The organism is Runella sp. R0.1_18 (assembly GCF_057652155.1).
In genome coordinates this window covers 518,607-538,373 of the sequence record NZ_JBYFCK010000004.1, presented here as the reverse complement: position 1 = coordinate 538,373, position 19,767 = coordinate 518,607, and the positions used below count along the sequence as shown (strand labels likewise).

Sequence of the window (19,767 nt, the reverse complement as noted above, 5' to 3'; positions counted from 1 at the left end):
TTATCATGTTTTAAAATTCAACAACTAAATGACCAAAAAAGCGACGCTGCGTAGGATACGGAGCAATGTCAACCCCCGATGCTACTGCCTGCAACCCAAACGTAGAAGTTTCGGGATCGTAACCGCGGTACTTAGTGAATGTCAATGGGTTTTGGCAAGAGAAACCTACTTTGACGCGAGATATTTTATTGTTGAACCACTTGTTCAAAGAGCTGGTAGGTACGGTATAGTACAAGGCCGCCTCCCGCAAACGAAGATAAGTCGCATCTTGCACCCAGCGGTCGGCACCGTTGTGAGGAGCTAATCCTCGCTGGCGGCCATTAGGCGTACCGTCGCCGTTATCATCGTCGTCCCAGTCAGGAGAAGTTCCACCGCCGTCCCACAAAAACTCCGTCAAGTTGATATTATCGCCACCTTTTTTCCAATGCCAAAGCATATTGAAATCGAAGTTTTTGAGGAAGTTAATTTCATTGTTCCATGACATCTGGAAGTCGGGTTGATTATTTCCCAGAACAAATGCTCCAGTCGTAACTTTGTCGGTGTTAAAGGGAGTATCGTTGGCATCACGTGCGGGACGCGTTCCTACAATCGTTGTTGGAGAGAATCCTTCTTGGTACAAAAACGTACCGAGTGTTACCCCAAATGCTCCTGAGTTATAGGCAGGAATCCCCAATTTAGTCAAAAGGATGTCATTTTTCCACCACAATACGCGCGAGCTCCAGCGGAATTTTTCCTTTTGAACGACCGTTCCACCCAACGAAAGTTCTACCCCACGGTTTTGGAGCTGGGCCAAGTTGGTAGGAATCGTACTAATCCCCACCGCAGGAGAAAGCTGGAGGTTTTGGATGTTGCTGCGCGTTTGTTTGTCATAGTAAGTAGCTTCGAGTTGGATGCGATTGTTAAATAATCCTAAATCCAAACCAAACTCCAACTCACCCGCACGCTCAGGCTCGATGGCCGCGTTCCCTGCCGCAGTCGTTACGACCGAGCCGAGCAATCCACCAATATTTGCTGAGTTAAGTGGCGTAAACGTTGTTCCAAAACCTGGTACCCCCGCCGTTTCACCGTACGCTACGCGGGGCTTAATTTGCGAGAAAATAGAAGACAAACTAGAAGAACGAATAAAGTCAAAATTGGCTAGGTTAATGGCCAACGATGCTTTTGGAAACGCCCAAAACTTGTTAGCATCTCCGATAAGGGTTGATTTATCCCAACGAACCCCTGCTGTCGCAATGATTTTATCGTCCCAGTTGGCTTCTTGCTGTACAAACGCCCCGACGTCGGTAATACTTTGGAAGCGTTGGTCAAAAATTTCTTGCACTGTTCCTTGGCGCAAGTTGGTTTGTCCCCCTGCCAAACCACGCGAACGGTTGAGCAATCGGTCTTCGCGGAAATTGAGGCGAACCGTTCCTGCCTGAGAAGTAAGGTTAACTTTTCCGATATTCCAGTTGAAAACCAAGGCAGCCTGCAAATTAGTGTTGACGTTTTCGGTTTTTCCCCAAATCACGTCCCCAGGGTTTCCTTGGGCGCGTTGGTACTGCAAATCTTCAGGAAGATACACAAACGTGGTTCCTTGTGTGTAGTCAAAACCACCTTGTCCTACCAATTTAAGCAAGGCTTTTTCTGATTTGTAAAGATTGGCAGTAAGATTAAATGACTGAATAAAGCGGTTGACGTTGGTGTTATTAATTCCACGGTCTGTCACTGCTACGGGGTTTTCGGCGAAGTAAGGGTTATCGGGATAACGTCCACTTGCATCGGGGAAGAGATTGAAATAGTTGGGCACGTACGCAATGTTGTAGCCAATACTTGCCCCTGAGTTGTTTTGATTTCCCGTAAAACCACGATCGGTATTGGTATTGATGTAATTTGACCCTACCGACAACGTAATGTCATTGGTCAATTTGTGGTCGATATTTGCCCGCAACGAGTAACGTTTGAAGCCCGTACGGCGGATAATTCCTTTCTCGTCCGTCAATGCTCCAGAAATAAAGAATTTGGTTTTATCATTCCCTCCCGAAATTCCCAATCTTGTATTAGAAAGTGTGGCGGTATTTCCGTAAAAATACTTTTCATAGTCCCACGTTTGGCCATTAGCAGCGCGAAAACGCTCCAATTCGATAGGGCGACGAGCGGCCGCAAAAAAAGTATTAATTTTCGCTTCGCTCCAGTTATCTACCCCAAACAAACGCTGCGGCGTCGCCATTCCATAGTCTTGGGCAAACGACACTTTGGTTTTCCCTGCGGTTCCGCGCTTGGTCGTAATGATGATTACCCCCGCATTGGCACGCGTACCGTAGATAGCCGCCGCCGATGGCCCTTTAAGCACCTCTACGTTTTCGATGTCGTTGGGGTTTAAATCCGAAATACGGTTGGAGGCATCGTCTTGGGTTTCTGCCCCTGCCCCCGTTACCGAAGCACGCCCAGAGCGATTTACGGCATTGTTGGCATACACCCCATCAATGATGTAAAGCGGCTGCGATGCCCCCACGAGCGACGAAATCCCACGGAGCTGCACCGAGACACCACCCCCTGGCGCACCGCCGTTGGTGTTCATGTTGACACCTGCCAGCTTCCCGTAGAAAGCATTGTCAACGGTCTGAATTTGGGTTGTTCCCATCAACTCTTTGGCCGAAATAGTCGCAACGGCATTGGCTAAGTTAGAACGCTTAATGCTCGATGCCAACCCTGTCACAACCACCTCTTGAAGGTTTGACACATCTTCCGTCAGGGTTACGTCAATGGTACTGTTGTTTCCAACGGCCACCTCTTTTGACTGAAATCCAATAGACGAAAAGACCAAAATGGCATTACCTTGGCGAAGTGTAATGGAGTAAGTACCATCTGCGCCACTGACCGTCCCGATGGTTGTTCCTTTGACAACCACGTTTGCTCCTGGAATGGGCGACCCATCTCCAGATTTTACCGTTCCGCCGATTTTGTTTTGAGCCACTGCAACGAACGTCAGCAGCCACATCCCCATAGCAAAAGCAAGTTTTGCTACTGAGGAATCAGTAGATTTGAACATAGATTTGGTGTTTAATTTAGTTTAGTTAATTAGTTAGTATAGACAACTCAAAAACAATAGCGATTGCTTAATTGTTTTGAAGGCCCAATGGCTTTTTATCAAAGAAGAATTTTACGCTGTTGCAAGAGAGTTGTGACAGCAATTATATTCAAATAAATTTATTCAAGAAAATATTTAAACTAAATTGATATTCCAAACCAAAGAAACTATGGCAAAAATCAAAAAAAACAAAGCACCCCTGGCTAGCCAAAGGTGCTTCAAAAACGGCAGTTATGACGTTTGTTCTAACTTATAAACTCTTCAAGTACGCAATGCTCTTAGGAACTTGCTGACTCCACGTAGGACTTTCGTCTTCGATAAAATAGTGCTTAATCCCAATCTTTTTTGCCTCACGAATCACCCCAGCCACATCCACTTGTCCCGTTCCTAAAACGACATCATTTTCGAGGGCAGTCCCACCCGTCAAATCGCCTTTTACTCCCTTACGAAGGTCTTTGAGGTGAACCAGTTTAAAACGATTTCCGTATTTTTTCAATAAACTCACAGGCTCTGCACCTCCGTGAAATGCCCACAAAATGTCTATTTCAAACGATACATAATCTGGGTTGGTATTTTTGACGATGTAGTCAAACAGCGTACCTCCTTCGTACGGCTGAAACTCATAGCCGTGGTTGTGGTAACAAAACGTAATGCCGTTTTCTTTCAACACTTTGCCGATACGGTTAAAATCTTCCACCGCTTTTTTTGCTTCTTCAAACGTAAAGCCTCCCTTTACTTTGTGCGGAATCCAAGCGCACATTAAGAATTTTGAGCCCAAAACCTTGGCGGTTTCTGCTGCTTTTTGGGGGTCTTTGGCCAGTTCTTCGTAGCCTCCGCCCGTTCCAACAATGCTGATTCCTCGTTCTTCGCACATTTTACGAAACTCGGCAGGGGTCGTTCCTTTTTGTGCTCCACCTTCAAGTTCGGTGATACCCAGCGATTTGAGGGTATCCAATGTCGCGGCTACGTTTTTGGGGAAACTAGCCCGATAGGTATAGGCTTGCATCCCAATGGGAAACGAATATAATTTTCCTTTTTGGGCTAGGCTCTCGCCCGCAATAGTTACCAATAAGAGCATAATTACTCCCATTAAGCTTGTTTTTTTCATCATTTTTGAAGTTAAGAGCGTTTACTACAAAAGGTGTTTTCTGGTAACGTTTACTGTTTTTCTGCGTGCATTCCATCTGTGGGTTTCTATGTGAAAATGTTTTTCTCGCAGAGTGGCGCAGATGGAATACCCGCAGATTGACGCAGAAGTTAGTCTTTGAAGTATTTATCCAAAACTTCTTTGGGTTGCCACTGATCGGGCTTACGCACGATGCCTTTATAATCAAAGGTTTGTGGGAGAATTTCCGAAGCAGTTAATGGTGCGGTATCGCCGTAAAATTGCTGCTGTTTCCGTAGGTCTTCGGTCATCGTTTTTACTTTGTCCGCAAACTCAGGCTTTCCCGCTAGGTTATTGAGTTCATAAGGGTCTGATTCTAAATCAAAAAGCTGGGTATAATCCACTTGCGGGTAGCGAATCAACTTCCAACGGCGGTCACGGACAGTACGAATGGAAGCCCGATAAGCCGTAAATACCTGTTCTCGCACCGATTTTGTTTTTTGTTGTAAAATGCCTGAGATGTCTTTTCCTTCCAAATCTTTCGGCGCGGAGATTCCTAGTTGTTGGCAAAACGTGGGAAATAAGTCAAATAAATAGACAAAGGCATCGCTCCGCTGTCCTTTAGGGATACCTTTTCCACTCACAATCAGCGGCACTCTCATACTGTGTTCATAGAGGTTTTGTTTACCCAACAACCCGTGGCTTCCCATCGCCAGACCGTTGTCGGCCGCAAAAACAATGATGGTATTTTTATCCAAGCCTTTTTCTTTGAGTTTGGCCAAGATTTTGCCAATGGCTTCGTCGAGGTGGGTAATCATGGCGTAATATTCGGTCAACTGCGCTTTGATGACCTCGGGCGTACGTGGAAAAGCCGCCAACATTTCGTCGCGTTCGCTCATGCTACTGCCAAAATGGAACGGGTGAGCAGGCATAAAATTGGGGGGAAGCGGCGAAGTTCCGTAGCGTTTGAGGTAGTCGGGCAAGGGCGAGCGGGGGTCGTGAGGAGCCGTAAACGCCACATAGGTCACAAAAGGTTTCAAGGCCGTTTGTTTATCCAAAAAGTCAATCGCCGTTTGGGCAAAATGATCGGTTGAAAATCCCTTTTTTACGGGTTCGGTGAAAGTCCCATCGGCTTTGAGGTCGCACATGGGGGTTTGATAATGGTCAGCCATTCCACCCAACATGACATTTTTAGCTTCCACAAAACTTGCCCCAACGGCCGCTGGTTCGTTGTGCCATTTGCCCGTCATAAACGTATGATACCCTTGCTGACGCAGGAGCATGGGCCACGTAGTTACGCCTTTGAGCCTATCGGTCACTCGAAAATACCCTTTCCCACTCATCAACATGGCTCGGCTAGGCGCGCAAATCGCCCCGTGCAAACCACCCAAAATATGTGCTTCGCTAAACAGCGTCCCACTTTGAGCCAGTTGGTCCAGATGCGGGGTTTTGACGTACGAGTTTCCGTAACACCCTAAGGCATCAGCACGGAGGTCATCAGCAAAAAGAAAAAGGATGTTGGTTTTGGGCGACTGTGCCAGCGTTTGATTGACCACGAAAAAGCTCAGCACAAAAAGTACAATTCGAAACATACGAAGGAAAGAAAGGTGTAAGGTTCTTATTTTAAAAGTACAAAATCACCTTTTATACCTAAAATAAACACATAGTTCACATAGAGTTTTCACAATGTGAATATCCTCATGTGCCCTATGTGTTTTAAAATCAAAGAGTCAAAAGACATTACTTAGCAGTTCCGAAAAGCTGCTTCAGTTGGTCAAGCACTTGCCCCCCCCCCGCAATCGAAATGGTATTGATTTTATCGGCAATTTTCTCGACATACTCCATTTCTTTCAGGCGAAAAAGCATTTCGTTTTCCTCCATCAGTTTGGCGGTGTTGAGCAAGCTACGCATCGAAGCGGTTTCTTCTCGGCGCATGATGATGTTGGCTTGGGCTTTTTTCTCCGCCACCAACACTTGGTTCATGATTTCTTTCATATCGCCTGGCAAAATCACATCCCGAATACCGCAGCCTACAAGGACAAAACCTAGTTTGGCGACTTTATCGGCAGTTGCGGCCAAAATAAACTCAGAAATCACTTCTTTTTTCTCAAGCAATTCGTCCAAAGACAGCGTCCCGATGTACTCGCGCAATGCCAATTGCATGAGGATATAGAGCTGTTTATCAACGTCTTTGTTCTCCATAAGTACCTTCATAACGTCAGTGACTTTGTACTGAACATGAAAGTTGATGCGCAACGACGCTTTGTCTTTGGTCAAAATCTCCTGCCCCGCTACTTCTAGTTGTAACTGACGCATATCGACTTTTGAAACAAAAACTGATAAGTTGTTTCGCCACCAGTAATAGGTTCCTGCTTCTAGCATCTTTTGGAGCTTGCCATCCACAAAAAGCAACCCTTTTTCGTAAGGTTCTACGGTGTAAGTACGCATATACGTTAGTACCTCTTTGGCAGCAAGTGCGGCCAAATCAATCTCTTCGGTAATCTCTACTTTGCTTAAATCTACCCGTACGTAGCGGTAGTTGATGATGCTTTTCCAAAACGCATAACGCCCTGGTTTAAGCACCGTTTTGAATAGCTCGTTTTCGTATTGCAACACAATCTCGTTATCTTTTACCTCTACCACATCGAGCATAGCTACCAAAGTGGTGTCTTTCAGCAAAATATCCAGCGCACAAGGCGCTACGAAAGGCTGTGTGGTATTGTATATTTTCACAGTTGTGAAAGGCGACAGCCAGTGTGTGCCCTCTGTAATCGCTTTTACGTACGTTTCATTACGAAAAACTAGCCCTACTTGGTAAGCGCTGATGCGAACAATTTTCATGATTTTAAGCATTAATGATGACTGTTTTATTTTAGCTTCAGGGCAAAAAACACTTCGTTTTTTGAAGGCGGAAGCGGGTTTTGTCTTCTTTGTTTAGGGTTTTTTCCGACGTTTTACCTTGGTTTTCCAAACAGCACAACTCTGTGTTTATCAAAGCAAGTCTTCACGTCAAAAAGAACCTCAAACGCCAAAGGCAGTATTGTTCCGTTTACTGGCTTTCTCCAAACTGCAACGAGATTGCCCCGTCACAGAAGCATTTTTTGCCCTTATTAGCCCAATGGTAGCCATTTTTGGTGAAGTGGCTTTCTTCTACGTCTGTTACTCTACCCAGCTGAGTTACATGGCTTGCACCAAGGAGGGATTCGAACCCTCGACCCACAGTGTGAAAGTCAAATTAGGGTGATTTCGACAGCATACCGTGCGATACGTCGGCGGCACTATGTGGCGATGAACACCAGCATCAGGTTCGTTATCATTAACTTGACGATACAAAGGTTTATACCTTCTGCGCAGTCTTTTTGCGCAGTTGAAATTATTTTCGGAAATTTTTCGGGGAAAAGAGAAGATTTAGTTGCTTTCGCACGTGACTTGGGTCTAAGACTCAAAGTAACTACTTGTCTATCTATGCAAGAACAAACACAATTTTATAGCCCACTACATCCCAACTGCTATTATCACATTTATAATCAAGGAAATAACGGCGAAAAAGTATTCTACACGGTGGAAAACTATTCCTACTTCTTAAGAAAGTATGATGAATACCTATCTGATGTTTTGGAAACCTATGCTTTTTGCCTTCTTCCAAACCATTTCCACTTTTTAGTCCGTGTTAAAGACATCACAATTATTGAGAGTTTAGAAACACTCAAACTTCCTTCAGGGAAAGAACTAACTGCTGAAAATACTATCAGTGAACTATTTAGACGTTTTTTAATGGGCTATTCAAAAGCCATTAACACTCAACAAAAGCGAAAAGGAAGTTTATTTCGTAAAAATTTCAAACGAATCCATGTTGACGATGAGTCTTACTTTACGACAGTTGTTAGCTATATTCATTCACAGATGCGACATCATGGATTTAAAATACGGGACGACGAATATCAGTGGTCGTCATACCGCCGAATACTAATAGACAAACCTTCAAAACTACAAAAACAATATGTCTTAGATTGGTTTGGGGGTAAGGAGGAGTTTATAAAATTTCACGCTCTGAACAATTCTTTTCATGAGATAAAAAAGTACATTATCGAAGAATGAGACTTTCCAAGTTTCAAAAACTTGGAAAGTCTAGCTAAACGTCACCAACCTATGCCCGCCAACCGCAACGCCCTCATAAGATACAAGACGATTGACGCTTGTTTACGTAATCGATACCGCAAATGGACGCTCGAAGACCTCATTGAAAAAGTCTCCGAAGCCATGTATGAATACGAAGGCATGGACAAAGGCATCAGTCGCCGCACCATTCAGGCCGACCTTCAAATGATGCGAAGCGATAAGCTTGGCTACTTTGCGCCAATTGTGGTGGTGGATAAAAAATTCTACACCTATGAAGACCCAACTTATAGCATTACGCAAATCCCGTTGACGGAGCTGGATTTACAACGGATGAACGAAGCCGTGGAAGTACTGCGCCAATTCAAAGGCTTTTCTCATTTCCAACAGCTTACCGACGTCATTCAAAAACTAGAAGGACACGTATATGCTGCCAAACACCACCAACGAACGGTCATTGATTTTGAGAAGAATGAGAATTTGCGGGGGTTATCGTTTTTGGAAACATTATACCAAGCCGTGGTGCAACAAAAGGCAGTTTCGATGACTTATCAATCGTTTCGAGCCAGAGAAGCAAATCAATTTACGTTTCATGTGTGGTGGCTCAAAGAGTATAAAAACCGTTGGTTTGCGGTCGGAGTCAAAAACCACCTCACTGAAGTCCTTCACTTGGCGCTGGATCGAATCATTGAATGTAGTATCGACGAAGACAAACCTTTTCGAGCCAATGAACACCTACAGCCCGAAGCGTTTTATCAGCACGTCATTGGAGTAACAGTTCAGCCTAACCAACGCCCCCGACGAGTGCGGCTTTGGGTGGCTGCGGCCCATGCACCTTACTTAGAAACCAAGCCACTGCACAGTTCACAAGTAACGTTGGAGCGCCAACCAGAAGGGGTGGTGATTGAGCTGTTTGTCCAACTTAATTTTGAATTAGAAAAAGAAATATTGGGATTCGGAGAAATTATCAAAGTCCTATCGCCCGACGCCCTCCGTAAACGCATTCAGCAGCGTTTGAAGGAGGGTGCTGAGAATTACGGGTAAACGCATTTATTGTAAAACACATGAGATATTGAAAATTTGTTATTTTTGTTAAAAATCAAAGATATGATATGTCTGCAACTGAACTCAAAATATTAATACACCGCCAAGTTGACCTTCTCATTGAAAACGAGGACATTGAAGACTTGTACGCCACCATCAATTTATTTTTAGAGAGTCGTGATATTCATTTTGATAGCAATCACCCCGCTTTTGTCGAGAAGCTATCAAAATCATTACAAAACGCGGAAAATGCTACTACCATATCAACTTCCGAATTGAAAACTAAAATGCAAGCATGGATTACGAAATAAGATGGTCAGAAGAGGCACACTTGAAGCTAAACGAGAGCTTTTAATTTTAGATATAGTGGATTCAAGAAAAAAGAGGCAATAACCATTGCTGATTATTGCCTTTCAGGGTAGGGTAAAATGGAAATGCGAATGCCTAAATCTGTGGCAATACAGGGCGTTTTGCCAACGAGTCGTTGATAACTTTCAATACATGCTCACGTTCTTCACCTACCAATGGCAAACGTGGCTGACGAACGTACTCCGTTCCTAAACCCGTAGCAACTTCGGCCAATTTGATATTTTGTACAAACTTCGTCGAAACATCAAGGTGCAATAATGGGAAGAACCAACGGTAAATCTCGCGTGCTTCGGCGATGCGGCCTTGTTTAGCCAATTCATAAATAACCACTGTTTCACGCGGGAAAGCATCCACCAATCCTGCAATCCAGCCATCAGCCCCCATCAAAAGGCTTTCAAGTGCCAAGTCATCTACCCCCGACATAATTTTGAAACGTCCGCCCAATTCGTTGATAATATCCGTCATATAACGCACATCTCCTGTTGATTCCTTCATGGATTCAAAGTGCGCATTTTGAGCCAAATCTTTGAACATCGGAATGCTTACAAAGGTCTTGTACGCCACAGGGTTGTTATATACCATGTACGGAAGGTCAGTAGCATCGGCTACGGTGTGCATGAAGTGGAGCGTCTCACGGTCGTCGGAAGGATAGCGCATCGGAGGCAACAACATGATACCGTCGGCGCCTGCTTGCTCAGCTTCTTTTACAAAATTTACCGCTACTCGGGTGCTATTTTCAGCAACGCCAATCACCAACGGTACACGGTCGGCAATCACCTCGCGAGCAGCCGTCAGGAGGGTTAGTTTTTCATCGTACGTTAGGGTACTATTTTCTCCCAACGAACCACAGATGATAATTCCGTGCACTCCTGCCTTGATTTGTTCGTCGATGTTGTACGTAAACATCTTAATGTCTAATGTCTCGTCCTCGAAAAACTTCGTCGTGACGGCAGGGTAAACTCCAATCCAGCTTGGTTTCATATTTTTAGTTTATTTCTTTCTTTTATATCAAGATTTGCAATACAAAGGTACCTGCTTTACCTCCGTTTCTTTGGCTTAGATTAATAATTTCTGATACTATTTTGGTCAAAATCAGGCCGCATCTTTGTTGTACTTATTTTTGTAATCAATGGGTGAGAGGCCAGTTACTTTCTTAAAAACATCCCGAAAAGCCTTGGTGTCAGTGTAGCCAACGTCGTACATTACTTCGTTGACCGTTTTACGGGTAAGTTCAAACTGTTTCTTAGCTACTTCGATTTTGACGCGTTGCAAATACTCCACTACCGTATTATTGGTAGCTTTTTTAAACCGTCGCTCAAACGTCCTGCGTCCAATCCCAAAATTATCCGAGAGGTCATCCACCGTAATTTTATCTTGGTAATTGGTTTCTATAAAGTCTTGCACTTTCTTAATTTCGAGATCTTCATGCATTTTTTGACCCTTAAAAATACTAAATGGTGATTGGCTATCGAGCCCAATATCGAGTACAAAAAACTTAGCTGCCAAAATAGCCATTTCACGACCTGCGTATTTTTCGACCAAATGCAGCAGCAAATTCCAGTACGAATGTGCCCCACCGCTCGAATACAGGCCATTATGTTCAACGATGATTTTGTCGTCGGTGAGGTTTACGTCGGGAAACATCTGTCGAAACTCGTTGGCAAAAAGCCAATGCGTCGAACACGATTTCCCGTTGAGCAGTCCCGTCGAAGCCAATAAGAAAGCCCCCAAACACAAACTCGCTACTTCGGCGCCGCGCTTGTATTGGTCAACAATCCACGGTACCAAGGCTTGATTTCGCTCCAAGGCGTGCGCGATATGCCCACTAATGGCAGGTACAATGATGAGATCGGTTTTGGAAAGATTGCTAATGACGGCGTCGCAATGAATAGAAATTAGCCCATCGTTAAGCCGCACTTCTTTGGTCATACCCACCAATTGCACATTAAACAACGGCGGGCGCCCTTGGCCTTTGATAAATTCATTGACGGCCGTAAACATATAACGGGGGTCAACGATAGCCGCAGATACTGCCGTTTCGGGCACTAAAATTGAGACGTGTTTCATGGTCGAAGTTTTTTACAAAAGTACGAGCCGCCAGTGTCGGAATCAACCCCTCAGATTGTCGTTTTTACACAGCTTTGATCACAGGTTCCGTCTGTACTTTTGCCTTATCAATTTATCGCACAACATCCATGAAAACATCCCCTCTTTCCATTAATCTTTGGTTCAACGGCAATGCCGAAGAAGCCGTCGCATTTTATACAGCCATTTTTACTACTTCAAGCGTCGGGCCCATTACCCGAGCGGGCGATAAAATTATCGCTATTGCTTTTCAGCTCAACGGGCAACCCTTTGTGGCCCTCAACGGAGGACCGCAATTTAGTTTTAGTGAGGCTATTTCGTTCATCGTCAATGGCGAAACTCAGGACGAAATCGACTACTACTGGGAAAAATTATCGGCTGACGCTGACCCAAACGCCCAACAGTGCGGCTGGCTCAAAGATAAGTTTGGAGTTTCTTGGCAAATTGTCCCTACTCAGCTCAGCGAAATGCTTGGTAGCCCTGACCCACAACAAGCCCAACGGGTCTTAAACGCCTTGCTTGCTATGAAAAAAATAGATATTGCTCAATTGAAAGCTGCTGCAAACGCCTGATTTTCTGAGCCATGATGCAGCTTACACCTTACCTCAACTTTGAGGGAAATTGCCGCGAAGCCATGCTGTACTACCAACAGTGTTTGGGAGGAGAACTACGGCTACAACCCGTAGCAGAGTCGCCGATGTCGGCTCAAATGCCCGCCGAAACTGGGAATCAAATTTTACATGCTGTCTTGGAAAAAGAAGGAAAAACATTGCTTTTGGCCTCTGATATGCTTGAAAATAAACGGATTGGAGGAAATTCAATCACCCTTTCTATTTATTTTCAGCAGCTCGACGAAACACAAGTTGCCTTTGAAAAATTATCCCAAAACGGCCTAGTAACCCAACCTCTCCATCAAACATTTTGGGGAGCAACGCTCGGAATGCTTACCGATAAATTTGGCAATCACTGGATATTTCACTTTTCTAAACACCCCAACTCATGAGCCCTAAAACCCTAAAAATCAGCTACTGGACCACTACAATTATTTTTGTTTTGTTTATGACAATGGATGGTATTGGCGGAGTTACCCAACAAAAAGATGGGCAAGAAGCCTTCAAAATGCTCGGTTACCCAATGTACCTTTTACTCATCGTAGGTGCGGCCAAACTGCTCGGCGTCATAGGCTTATTGCAAACCTATTCGCCCATCGTAAAAGAGTGGGCCTATGCAGGTTTTACCTTCAATTTCATCTGTGCTGCCCTTTCGTGGGCGTTTGTGGGCGAGCACACGGCTTTTGCCATTTTTCCGTTGATAGTACTTGCCATCATGGCCACCAACTACTACCTCTGGAAACGTTACCTTACGCTTCATTGACCCAATTCTCTCGCCGATTTTACGTATTCTCGGGGCGTAAGCTTGGTGACTTGCTTAAACTGACGGTTGAAATTGGATAAATTACTGTACCCACATTCAAAGGCAATTTCGCTGACACTCTTGGTGGAGTCTTTGAGCAAACGACACGCGTGCTCAATACGGACTTCGCTTAATAGTTCTGAAAATGTTTTGCGCGTGTGGGTACGTAAAAACCGACAAAAAGCAGGCGAAGTCAAATTAGCAACATTGGCTACGTCCTCCAGCGTGATAGGGTCGGCGTAATGTCCTAAGATAAAATTGAAGACGTTTTCTAACCGCTGTTGATCCACGGGCTGCTTAGGCTTTCGGTATGATGCCCCCGCCAAAAGTTCGTAGTCGTGCGACAACGTCAGAAAATCAAGGAAGGTCAGTAAGGCCGTAAATTGCTCAAAAGAACGTTTTTGAGCAATTTGCTCAAACTGATTTGTTACATCAGTAGGTTGCCCAAACCGCAGCCGCACCCCGCGTTTTGCGTCTTGCAGTATGGCGTGAATGTGCCGTAATTCTGGCGTTTTCTCAAAAAACTGCAAGAAGAATTCTTCTCTAAAAAAAAAGGTACACGCCTTGATTTGTAACTCCTCGTTTCGCTCAAAATAAGCAGGGTCGCTGAGGAGGACGTGCGGCACGTCGGCACCTAACAACAACAAATCTAACGGTTGAAAACGGTCGATACGGTCACCGACGACCAGCGTGCCCGTTCCTTCCAAAATGAGGGTCAACTGAAATTCGGGGTGAAAATGGAGTCGTTCGTAAAAATGCGCCCCTTCGTCCACCTGCACCCGAAACGAGCGGTCATCCACTGTCGGAACTCGAAATAGAAGTGCTTTCATTTGCCAAAAAAATAAGTAACCAACACAGGTAAATGGTCAGACGCGGTGGGCTCGTCTAGCACCTTATATTCTACGACTTTAAAAGGAGCCGATTGGTGCGTCCAAAAATAATCAATGCGTTTTCCATTGCCTGGGTAAGTGGCTTGGGTTGAGTTCGCCCCTGCATCGTTCCAATATTTGGTAAGTGCCTCCAGCGTGTGATGGTCGGCAGTAGCGTTAAAATCCCCTCCCAAAATCACGGGATAAATACTATTTTGGAGGTTTTCGTTGATAATAGCCGCTTGTAACCCACGATTCAAGGCCGATTTGTGGTCGAGGTGGGTGTTGCAAAATCGAATAGATTTCCCTTCCGATAAAGGTACCAACGCGCACATCAAAATGCGCTGTTCGGTTGAGTCGGGATTGGGCAACTTTAATTTTTGAACGTGCTCAATCGGCCGTTTTGACAAAATCCCCAAGCCGTACTTTCCTCCCTGCAAGTCTATCGCGGCCGAAAATGCCGAATGATAATCAGAGAGAAGCGACAAAATTCGCATTTGATTCAACTTCCCCGACCGAGGCACCACGCTGTCTATCTCCTGCAACGCCACAAAATCAGGTTTGTACTCTTTGACCAATTCCACTACGCGCGTAAGGTTGGTTTTTCCTACGTTATTTTCGCCGTGATGAATATTAAACGTCATCACTTTTAAGGTCATGGGCTTTGGAGCAGGCTTTGTTTTGATTTTTTGGGCCTCTACACCTGCCAGACTTCCCCAGCAAATCAATAAATAAAGACTATATTTGAGCACTTTCACCGTTAGTATCTTTACCATCTATAACAGAAAAAACGTTAGTAATTCAACAAAAATACAACCTCTGCTGTGAAAACAAAGTATCTGCTTCTTTTCCTCTTCCTGACGTTCAGTCTTGGCATTCAAGCCCAAGTTTCTCGCATAGACAGCACTATGGCGTTGCTCAAAAAGTATCAGTTTGCTCACCTTAAACCGATTGTAGTAGGAGCCAACGGCAGGTATTATTACGGCGGGGTTCGTCTGCGTAGCAATTATTCGTTAGAAATCCCCTTCGGCGAGCTCGACGACCCTGAGGTAAATCACTATTTTAAAAGTGCACGCGTCATCCGAACGGTCGGTACGGTGGTCTCGGTGCTTCCTACCATTTATTATTTGCTTGAAGGCGGTTCGGCCAACGTAAGTCGTCGCACGTTCTGGGCTACTTACCTTGCCTCCATCGGCGTATCTCTGACGGCCAATATCATTTCTACGTTAAAAATTCGTCGAGCGGTCGGTGTCTATAACAGTCGTTTAGCACAACCCAGGGTTGGCCTTTCGCTGCAAAATACCCCTTTTCAGCACCCCGCAGTGGGGTTTGGCATAGCTTGGAACATGTGAGCAAGGATACTTATATCCTTGCTTTTTCCAGCGCTAGGCGGGTTTTGAGAAACCCTTCGCACGGATACGTTGAGCAACGTACAGCCCTGCAACAACGAGTGCTGTCCCTACAAACGTATGCCAAGAAAGGGGTTCTCCCAGAAAAAAAGAAGAATACGTAAAACCAAAAACGGGGCAAAGGAAAAGCCACATCGAAGCTCGCACGGCATCTAGCCGCAGTAAATAGAACCATAATTGCAACGAAATAACCGAAACGGGAACAATCAGCCAACCTACTGAGCCCCAAAATTGCGCGTCCCAGCGGGTATGTTGCCAATCGGCGAAATAAACCGTAAAAGGCAAGAGCATAATTCCCCCCAACATTACTTGCCAACCGTTGATGAGCACGTTGGGTAATCGCCACGAGATGCGCGCATAATACACACTCGCAGCCGATACCGACACAATTCCTGCCATCAAAATAGAAAGCCCGCGTGGGGTAGCAAAGCTATTTTGGAGCAAAGGCCAAGTGGCTAATCCCGCTCCCGAAAGCCCTAATACAACCCCTAGGGCTTCGTTCCACTTGAGACTGCGCTGTAACCATATTGCGGATAGCACAATGACAAACAACGGCCCAGTAGCCGTGGATAAACTTCCAATCCCTGCCGATACTTCCCGCATCGAAAGCACAAAGGCACTCAAATATAAAGTTGTATTGAACAGGGCAAAAAGGGCCAATTGGCCCCATTCACGCCCTCGTGGGAGTGTTTTTTCGCTATTGGCAAAAGTATATCCAAAGGTCAGCATAAGCGTACCTGCCAACAAAAACCGAACATTGGCCAAAATGAGCGGGTCGGCCGACCGAATTCCAAATTTTGTCGCCACCGAAGCTGATGCCCAAAGCATCGCAAAAAGGATTCCTATAATTGTATTTTTCATTGGTAAAACATCCCGAAAGTTTAAACTTTAGGGATGCTGTTAAAGTCGTTTATCGACAGTTCTTCTTCCGTTCGGAGGCAGCTTCTACGTCGCCAATGGCTTCTCCTTTTTGCCACGTACGGCAGGCTTCGTCTTTTTGGTTGTTATCGGCCTGGGCTTTACCTAACCAAAAGTGAATTTGGTCGGTAGAAGGGTTCAAGTCATACGCTTTTTTCAATTCAGCCAATGCCTCTACTTTATTGCCCGTTTGCATCCAGTACAACCCTAAATTGCGGTGTGCGTAGCTGTTTTGAGGATCTTTTTCCAAAGCACGTTCAACCAACTTTTTCGCCTCTTCTGTTTTTTTCTGTAAAAGTAAGATGTAGCCTTTATTATTAAGGTAAATAGGATTGACAGGATCAAAATCCAAGGCGCGTTCTACCATTTTCACGGCTTGGTCGAGTTGGTTCTGCCGTGCAAAAATTAGCGCCAAATTATTGTACGCAAGTTGTTGTTGTGAATCAAGTTTGAGGGCTTTTTCAAAATCAACCTGAGCAGATTTAAAGTCTTTCTTTTCAAAATACGCTACCCCACGGTTGACCAATGCTTGCACGTTATCGGGCCGTAGCGTAATGGCGCGGTCGTACTCAGCCAGCGCTTGGTCATAAAACCCTTGGTTAAACTTCAAGTCACCCCAGCGAAGGTAATAATTGGTGGAGTCTTGGTAATTCTTACGAATCTGTTCGAGGTCTGCTGCTGCCTGAGTAAACGCTTTCCGATCCACCAACGCCCCTGCCCGATTAAAATACGCCTCGTCGAGTTTTTTATCTAGTTCAATGGCTTTGTTAAAATCTTCCAATGCCTTTTCCGTTTCTCCGACATGCAAGTAAGCAATACCTCGATTACAAAACGCATCGGCCATGTCACCTTGCTTTAGAATCGCTTCGTCATAGTAGCGAATTGCCTCGGCATACTCTCTTTTCTCAAGTTTAAGATTTCCTTTCAAAAAAAACTGAGCAGCCTCCGTTTGGCTTTGTTCGGAGCAGCCCGCCCAACTTATCGCAAAAAAAACACAAAGCATCATGCTCCAGTGAAACCTTTTCATTTTATATAATATCATTACAAAAAGTGGCTTAATGAGAAATAAAGAGACTTTTGGCTACAAAGATACAGGCTTCTAACGTGCCTTGCATTTCAAATAAAAAAAATACCAAAATTAAAATTCCTTAATTAGACATACCATTTTGGCACAGTTATTGTCTATCAATAGTCAACAACTTTATGGAATACAACCACTTAAACTCAGCTTATCGACACCACTTTACAAACTAAAACATCGTCATTTTCGTTTTATTTGTAACAGATTCTATTACTAGAATAATGCAAAAAGCCATGATAAGTAACCAACAAAATATACCAACAAACACGCACGAAGAGTGGCAGAAGTCCATTCCTGCGCAGGTATTCTTGAACCATTTTCGTAGTATCGACTACTACATCCGCCACACCACCCCATTAGAAGAGGTTCGTCAATTAAGTACCCTCCAACGCTTCAATCCCAAACGAGAAGGAGCACGCGTAGGTGCCGCAAAAAAATGGTTATTGCACGCATGGAGTGCCGAATATACACTCCGAACCGCCGCCAGTCATACCGACGAAAACTATCAAAAGCACTCCCTCCACTGGACGTTTCCGCAAGCCTACTATAGTGTCTTATACGGAGCCAAGGCGTTTTTAGCCATCCAAGGCATCGACGTGCCGATTGAGGCCGTCGTCGGACAAATTATTAATGGGTATGTTGCCAAAGGCTGGTATCCCGAATCCATTGGATTTTATGTCGATGGGCCGCTAGGACACTATACCTATCATCAATTACCGCAAACTACCGAACAAGCATTGCTCCAACCGCTCGAAACGCCGAAACAAGCCGAAGCGCACATTGCTCAGTTTTTAAAAACAACGCGTGACTTACGCTTACGGGCTTACCGCCGCCGTTTACAAGCAAACCCAGAAAAAGCATTGCGCTCAAAAACGGGAAAAGTTATCACCAAATTTGGTACAACGCACTGGGAAGAAATCGCCAAACACACGGGGCCAACAACCTACTTTGACCTCATGAGTCGGTTGAAAATTTCGGGCACTCAGCGAGAAATTGAGCGTTTTGTAGAAGCTGACATCGACGTACCGAAGTTTCATCAGTCATTGCTCAATATTGTGAAGTACCTCAACTTTATCCACGAATGTTATGTGGCCAAAGTAATGGGTTTAAAAGCCTATCAACAGTGGATTGAGGAATTGCCTTCGTACTTACGTCAGAGTTTTCTTCAACAGCGTTACGAAAACGGAATCATCCCCATCGTAAGTGCTGTGACCAGATTCTGAGCCATCACGAGGTTTTGAGAAACCTCCTTCGTGGATTTGAAAACCCACGAGCACGAAAAAACGTGTGAGGTTGGGTACTCATACCCAACCCAGCGGTTTGAGAAACTGGCAAGATAAGTATTAAAATACAATCAAAAGCAAAGGTAGGTATTTTACTTATAAGTAAAATACCTACCTTTGCTTTATGAAATTTGAAATTGTCGAACTAGAAGAGTTTTCGGGAGAAAAGACGGCTATTTATTCTGTATGGATGCCCGAAAACTCTTCCACACTCTTTGAGCGCTTTATAGAAGAAAATTATGCACAACATCCTCAGGAAATTCAATCTATCGTTGACCGCATCGAAATTATAGGACACAATACAGGAGCAAGAGAGCATTTTTTCAAACTCAACGAAGGTACACTCGGCGATGGTGTTTGTGCACTGTATGACTCTCCCGATAAAAAACTAAGATTGTATTGTATCCGTTACGGTACCACATGTATCCTGTTAGGAGGAGGAGGATTAAAAAATGTGAGAGCATTACAGGATGACGCAAAACTAAAGTACGAAAACTACCTTTTGCGCTACATTTCCCGCAAAATCACCGAAGCAATCAAATCGGGGGATTTATGGTGGGGTCAAGATGGTTTAAAATTATAAGGAACGTTCATTTTTGAAGAATAAAACAATGGAGACAAATCCAAAAAAATACCGTAGTCCCTTAATTGGCTCTTTGATTGCCAATCGCAATACCAATGATTTTGAAAAAGTTAAACGTAATATGTTACTAGCAGCCCGAATTGATGAAGCACTTAAAAGTAAAGGCTGGAGTAAGAAACAATTAGCCGATATCATGCATAAAAACCCATCGGAAGTCACAAAGTGGCTATCTGGTACTCATAACTTCACATTGGAAACTCTTTACTTGATAGAGTCGTATTTGAACATAACTTTGTTTGAGGTGCCTACCACTACACTTCATTCAGCTTAAATTTTTGTCAATCTATTTATAGTTGACAGAGCATTGACGTTCAAATAACCTTTTTTAGGCTATCAGGATGTAAGCCTTTATAGCCTATAACAAA

The 19,767-nt window shown here is 44.4% G+C and carries 20 protein-coding genes; 10 read left to right on the top strand and 10 right to left on the bottom strand.

The features are described 5' to 3' along the window. Nucleotides 1–10: 10 nt before the first annotated feature. The 4 genes from AC23P2_RS10150 to AC23P2_RS10135 form a co-directional block, all read right to left on the bottom strand. The gene (locus AC23P2_RS10150; protein ID WP_487773077.1) at nt 11–3,028 is read right to left on the bottom strand and encodes a SusC/RagA family TonB-linked outer membrane protein; all 3,018 of its coding nucleotides are present in this window, start codon (nt 3,026–3,028) and stop codon (nt 11–13) included. 289 nt (nt 3,029–3,317) lie between these two features. Then, nucleotides 3,318–4,175 carry a sugar phosphate isomerase/epimerase family protein gene (locus tag AC23P2_RS10145; RefSeq protein ID WP_487773132.1) on the bottom strand — a complete coding sequence of 286 codons (858 nt, stop codon included), beginning with the start codon at nt 4,173–4,175 and terminating at the stop codon, nt 3,318–3,320. A gap of 149 nt (nt 4,176–4,324) precedes the next feature. Further along, complete coding sequence (locus AC23P2_RS10140) at nt 4,325–5,764, bottom strand: sulfatase family protein (RefSeq protein ID WP_487773076.1); 1,440 nt, start codon at nt 5,762–5,764, stop codon at nt 4,325–4,327. Between the two features lie 148 nt (nt 5,765–5,912). Beyond that, entirely contained in the window at nt 5,913–7,013 is a 1,101-nt protein-coding gene (locus AC23P2_RS10135) for a slipin family protein (RefSeq protein ID WP_487773075.1), read from the bottom strand. Nucleotides 7,014–7,637: 624 nt separating this feature from the next. Here AC23P2_RS10135 and AC23P2_RS10130 point away from each other — a divergent pair. The 3 genes from AC23P2_RS10130 to AC23P2_RS10120 all read left to right on the top strand — a co-directional run bounded on the left by AC23P2_RS10130 (nt 7,638) and on the right by AC23P2_RS10120 (nt 9,643). Next, the gene (locus AC23P2_RS10130) at nt 7,638–8,270 is read left to right on the top strand and encodes a transposase (protein WP_487773074.1); all 633 of its coding nucleotides are present in this window, start codon (nt 7,638–7,640) and stop codon (nt 8,268–8,270) included. Between the two features lie 51 nt (nt 8,271–8,321). Beyond that, the gene (locus AC23P2_RS10125) at nt 8,322–9,332 is read left to right on the top strand and encodes a helix-turn-helix transcriptional regulator (protein WP_487773073.1); all 1,011 of its coding nucleotides are present in this window, start codon (nt 8,322–8,324) and stop codon (nt 9,330–9,332) included. Between the two features lie 68 nt (nt 9,333–9,400). After that, nucleotides 9,401–9,643 (top strand): hypothetical protein, encoded by a 243-nt coding sequence (locus AC23P2_RS10120; protein ID WP_487773072.1) that lies wholly within the window; start codon nt 9,401–9,403, stop codon nt 9,641–9,643. A gap of 133 nt (nt 9,644–9,776) precedes the next feature. On the opposite strand, the gene AC23P2_RS10115 is transcribed toward AC23P2_RS10120, so the two are convergent. Both AC23P2_RS10115 and AC23P2_RS10110 read right to left on the bottom strand, forming a co-directional pair. Beyond that, the gene (locus AC23P2_RS10115; protein WP_122933939.1) at nt 9,777–10,682 is read right to left on the bottom strand and encodes a dihydrodipicolinate synthase family protein; all 906 of its coding nucleotides are present in this window, start codon (nt 10,680–10,682) and stop codon (nt 9,777–9,779) included. A 111-nt stretch (nt 10,683–10,793) separates the two neighbouring features. Continuing rightward, nucleotides 10,794–11,768, bottom strand: a complete 975-nt coding sequence (locus AC23P2_RS10110) for a GlxA family transcriptional regulator (RefSeq protein WP_487773071.1) — start codon at nt 11,766–11,768, stop codon at nt 10,794–10,796. 128 nt (nt 11,769–11,896) lie between these two features. Here AC23P2_RS10110 and AC23P2_RS10105 point away from each other — a divergent pair, with 128 nt between their 5' ends. Genes AC23P2_RS10105 through AC23P2_RS10095 form a run of 3 tightly spaced genes read left to right on the top strand, consistent with a single transcriptional unit; the run spans nt 11,897 to nt 13,160 of the window. Then, nucleotides 11,897–12,358, top strand: a complete 462-nt coding sequence (locus AC23P2_RS10105) for a VOC family protein (protein WP_487773070.1) — start codon at nt 11,897–11,899, stop codon at nt 12,356–12,358. Nucleotides 12,359–12,369: 11 nt separating this feature from the next. Beyond that, nucleotides 12,370–12,789, top strand: a complete 420-nt coding sequence (locus AC23P2_RS10100; protein WP_487773069.1) for a VOC family protein — start codon at nt 12,370–12,372, stop codon at nt 12,787–12,789. Continuing rightward, complete coding sequence (locus AC23P2_RS10095; RefSeq protein WP_487773068.1) at nt 12,786–13,160, top strand: DoxX family protein; 375 nt, start codon at nt 12,786–12,788, stop codon at nt 13,158–13,160. The genes AC23P2_RS10100 and AC23P2_RS10095 overlap by 4 nt, the downstream gene beginning before the upstream one ends. On the opposite strand, the gene AC23P2_RS10090 is transcribed toward AC23P2_RS10095, so the two are convergent. Both AC23P2_RS10090 and AC23P2_RS10085 read right to left on the bottom strand, forming a co-directional pair. Further along, nucleotides 13,154–14,029, bottom strand: a complete 876-nt coding sequence (locus AC23P2_RS10090; protein ID WP_487773067.1) for an AraC family transcriptional regulator — start codon at nt 14,027–14,029, stop codon at nt 13,154–13,156. The genes AC23P2_RS10095 and AC23P2_RS10090 overlap by 7 nt on opposite strands. Continuing rightward, entirely contained in the window at nt 14,026–14,844 is an 819-nt protein-coding gene (locus AC23P2_RS10085; protein ID WP_487773066.1) for an endonuclease/exonuclease/phosphatase family protein, read from the bottom strand. The genes AC23P2_RS10090 and AC23P2_RS10085 overlap by 4 nt, the downstream gene beginning before the upstream one ends. 48 nt (nt 14,845–14,892) lie before the next feature. Between AC23P2_RS10085 and AC23P2_RS10080 the strand changes: the two genes are divergently transcribed. Further along, entirely contained in the window at nt 14,893–15,420 is a 528-nt protein-coding gene (locus tag AC23P2_RS10080) for a hypothetical protein (protein ID WP_487773065.1), read from the top strand. A 33-nt stretch (nt 15,421–15,453) separates the two neighbouring features. Here the strand turns inward: AC23P2_RS10080 and AC23P2_RS10075 are convergent, their stop codons facing one another. Continuing rightward, nucleotides 15,454–16,338: a DMT family transporter gene (locus AC23P2_RS10075; protein ID WP_487773064.1), complete on the bottom strand. Its 885-nt coding sequence runs from the start codon at nt 16,336–16,338 to the stop codon at nt 15,454–15,456. 49 nt (nt 16,339–16,387) lie between these two features. After that, complete coding sequence (locus tag AC23P2_RS10070; RefSeq protein WP_487773063.1) at nt 16,388–17,422, bottom strand: tetratricopeptide repeat protein; 1,035 nt, start codon at nt 17,420–17,422, stop codon at nt 16,388–16,390. Between the two features lie 287 nt (nt 17,423–17,709). On the opposite strand from AC23P2_RS10070, the gene AC23P2_RS10065 reads away from it, so the two are divergent. The 3 genes from AC23P2_RS10065 to AC23P2_RS10055 all read left to right on the top strand — a co-directional run bounded on the left by AC23P2_RS10065 (nt 17,710) and on the right by AC23P2_RS10055 (nt 19,673). Further along, nucleotides 17,710–18,699, top strand: a complete 990-nt coding sequence (locus AC23P2_RS10065) for a hypothetical protein (RefSeq protein WP_487773062.1) — start codon at nt 17,710–17,712, stop codon at nt 18,697–18,699. A 184-nt stretch (nt 18,700–18,883) separates the two neighbouring features. Further along, on the top strand, nt 18,884–19,342 hold the full coding sequence (locus tag AC23P2_RS10060; RefSeq protein ID WP_487773061.1) for a hypothetical protein: 459 nt from the start codon (nt 18,884–18,886) through the stop codon (nt 19,340–19,342). A gap of 28 nt (nt 19,343–19,370) precedes the next feature. Continuing rightward, nucleotides 19,371–19,673 carry a helix-turn-helix domain-containing protein gene (locus AC23P2_RS10055; protein ID WP_487773060.1) on the top strand — a complete coding sequence of 101 codons (303 nt, stop codon included), beginning with the start codon at nt 19,371–19,373 and terminating at the stop codon, nt 19,671–19,673. The last annotated feature ends 94 nt before the right edge of the window (nt 19,674–19,767 follow it).

Bases quoted from the DNA above. Each gene is read 5' to 3' on its own strand.
- AC23P2_RS10150 (WP_487773077.1), bottom strand. From the start codon at position 3,028: ATGTTCAAATCTACTGATTCCTCAGTAGCAAAACTTGCTTTTGCTATG.
- AC23P2_RS10145 (WP_487773132.1), bottom strand. From the start codon at position 4,175: ATGAAAAAAACAAGCTTAATGGGAGTAATTATGCTCTTATTGGTAACT.
- AC23P2_RS10140 (WP_487773076.1), bottom strand. From the start codon at position 5,764: ATGTTTCGAATTGTACTTTTTGTGCTGAGCTTTTTCGTGGTCAATCAA.
- AC23P2_RS10135 (WP_487773075.1), bottom strand. From the start codon at position 7,013: ATGAAAATTGTTCGCATCAGCGCTTACCAAGTAGGGCTAGTTTTTCGT.
- AC23P2_RS10130 (WP_487773074.1), top strand. From the start codon at position 7,638: ATGCAAGAACAAACACAATTTTATAGCCCACTACATCCCAACTGCTAT.
- AC23P2_RS10125 (WP_487773073.1), top strand. From the start codon at position 8,322: ATGCCCGCCAACCGCAACGCCCTCATAAGATACAAGACGATTGACGCT.
- AC23P2_RS10120 (WP_487773072.1), top strand. From the start codon at position 9,401: ATGTCTGCAACTGAACTCAAAATATTAATACACCGCCAAGTTGACCTT.
- AC23P2_RS10115 (WP_122933939.1), bottom strand. From the start codon at position 10,682: ATGAAACCAAGCTGGATTGGAGTTTACCCTGCCGTCACGACGAAGTTT.
- AC23P2_RS10110 (WP_487773071.1), bottom strand. From the start codon at position 11,768: ATGAAACACGTCTCAATTTTAGTGCCCGAAACGGCAGTATCTGCGGCT.
- AC23P2_RS10105 (WP_487773070.1), top strand. From the start codon at position 11,897: ATGAAAACATCCCCTCTTTCCATTAATCTTTGGTTCAACGGCAATGCC.
- AC23P2_RS10100 (WP_487773069.1), top strand. From the start codon at position 12,370: ATGATGCAGCTTACACCTTACCTCAACTTTGAGGGAAATTGCCGCGAA.
- AC23P2_RS10095 (WP_487773068.1), top strand. From the start codon at position 12,786: ATGAGCCCTAAAACCCTAAAAATCAGCTACTGGACCACTACAATTATT.
- AC23P2_RS10090 (WP_487773067.1), bottom strand. From the start codon at position 14,029: ATGAAAGCACTTCTATTTCGAGTTCCGACAGTGGATGACCGCTCGTTT.
- AC23P2_RS10085 (WP_487773066.1), bottom strand. From the start codon at position 14,844: ATGGTAAAGATACTAACGGTGAAAGTGCTCAAATATAGTCTTTATTTA.
- AC23P2_RS10075 (WP_487773064.1), bottom strand. From the start codon at position 16,338: ATGAAAAATACAATTATAGGAATCCTTTTTGCGATGCTTTGGGCATCA.
- AC23P2_RS10070 (WP_487773063.1), bottom strand. From the start codon at position 17,422: ATGAAAAGGTTTCACTGGAGCATGATGCTTTGTGTTTTTTTTGCGATA.
- AC23P2_RS10065 (WP_487773062.1), top strand. From the start codon at position 17,710: ATGATAAGTAACCAACAAAATATACCAACAAACACGCACGAAGAGTGG.
- AC23P2_RS10060 (WP_487773061.1), top strand. From the start codon at position 18,884: ATGAAATTTGAAATTGTCGAACTAGAAGAGTTTTCGGGAGAAAAGACG.
- AC23P2_RS10055 (WP_487773060.1), top strand. From the start codon at position 19,371: ATGGAGACAAATCCAAAAAAATACCGTAGTCCCTTAATTGGCTCTTTG.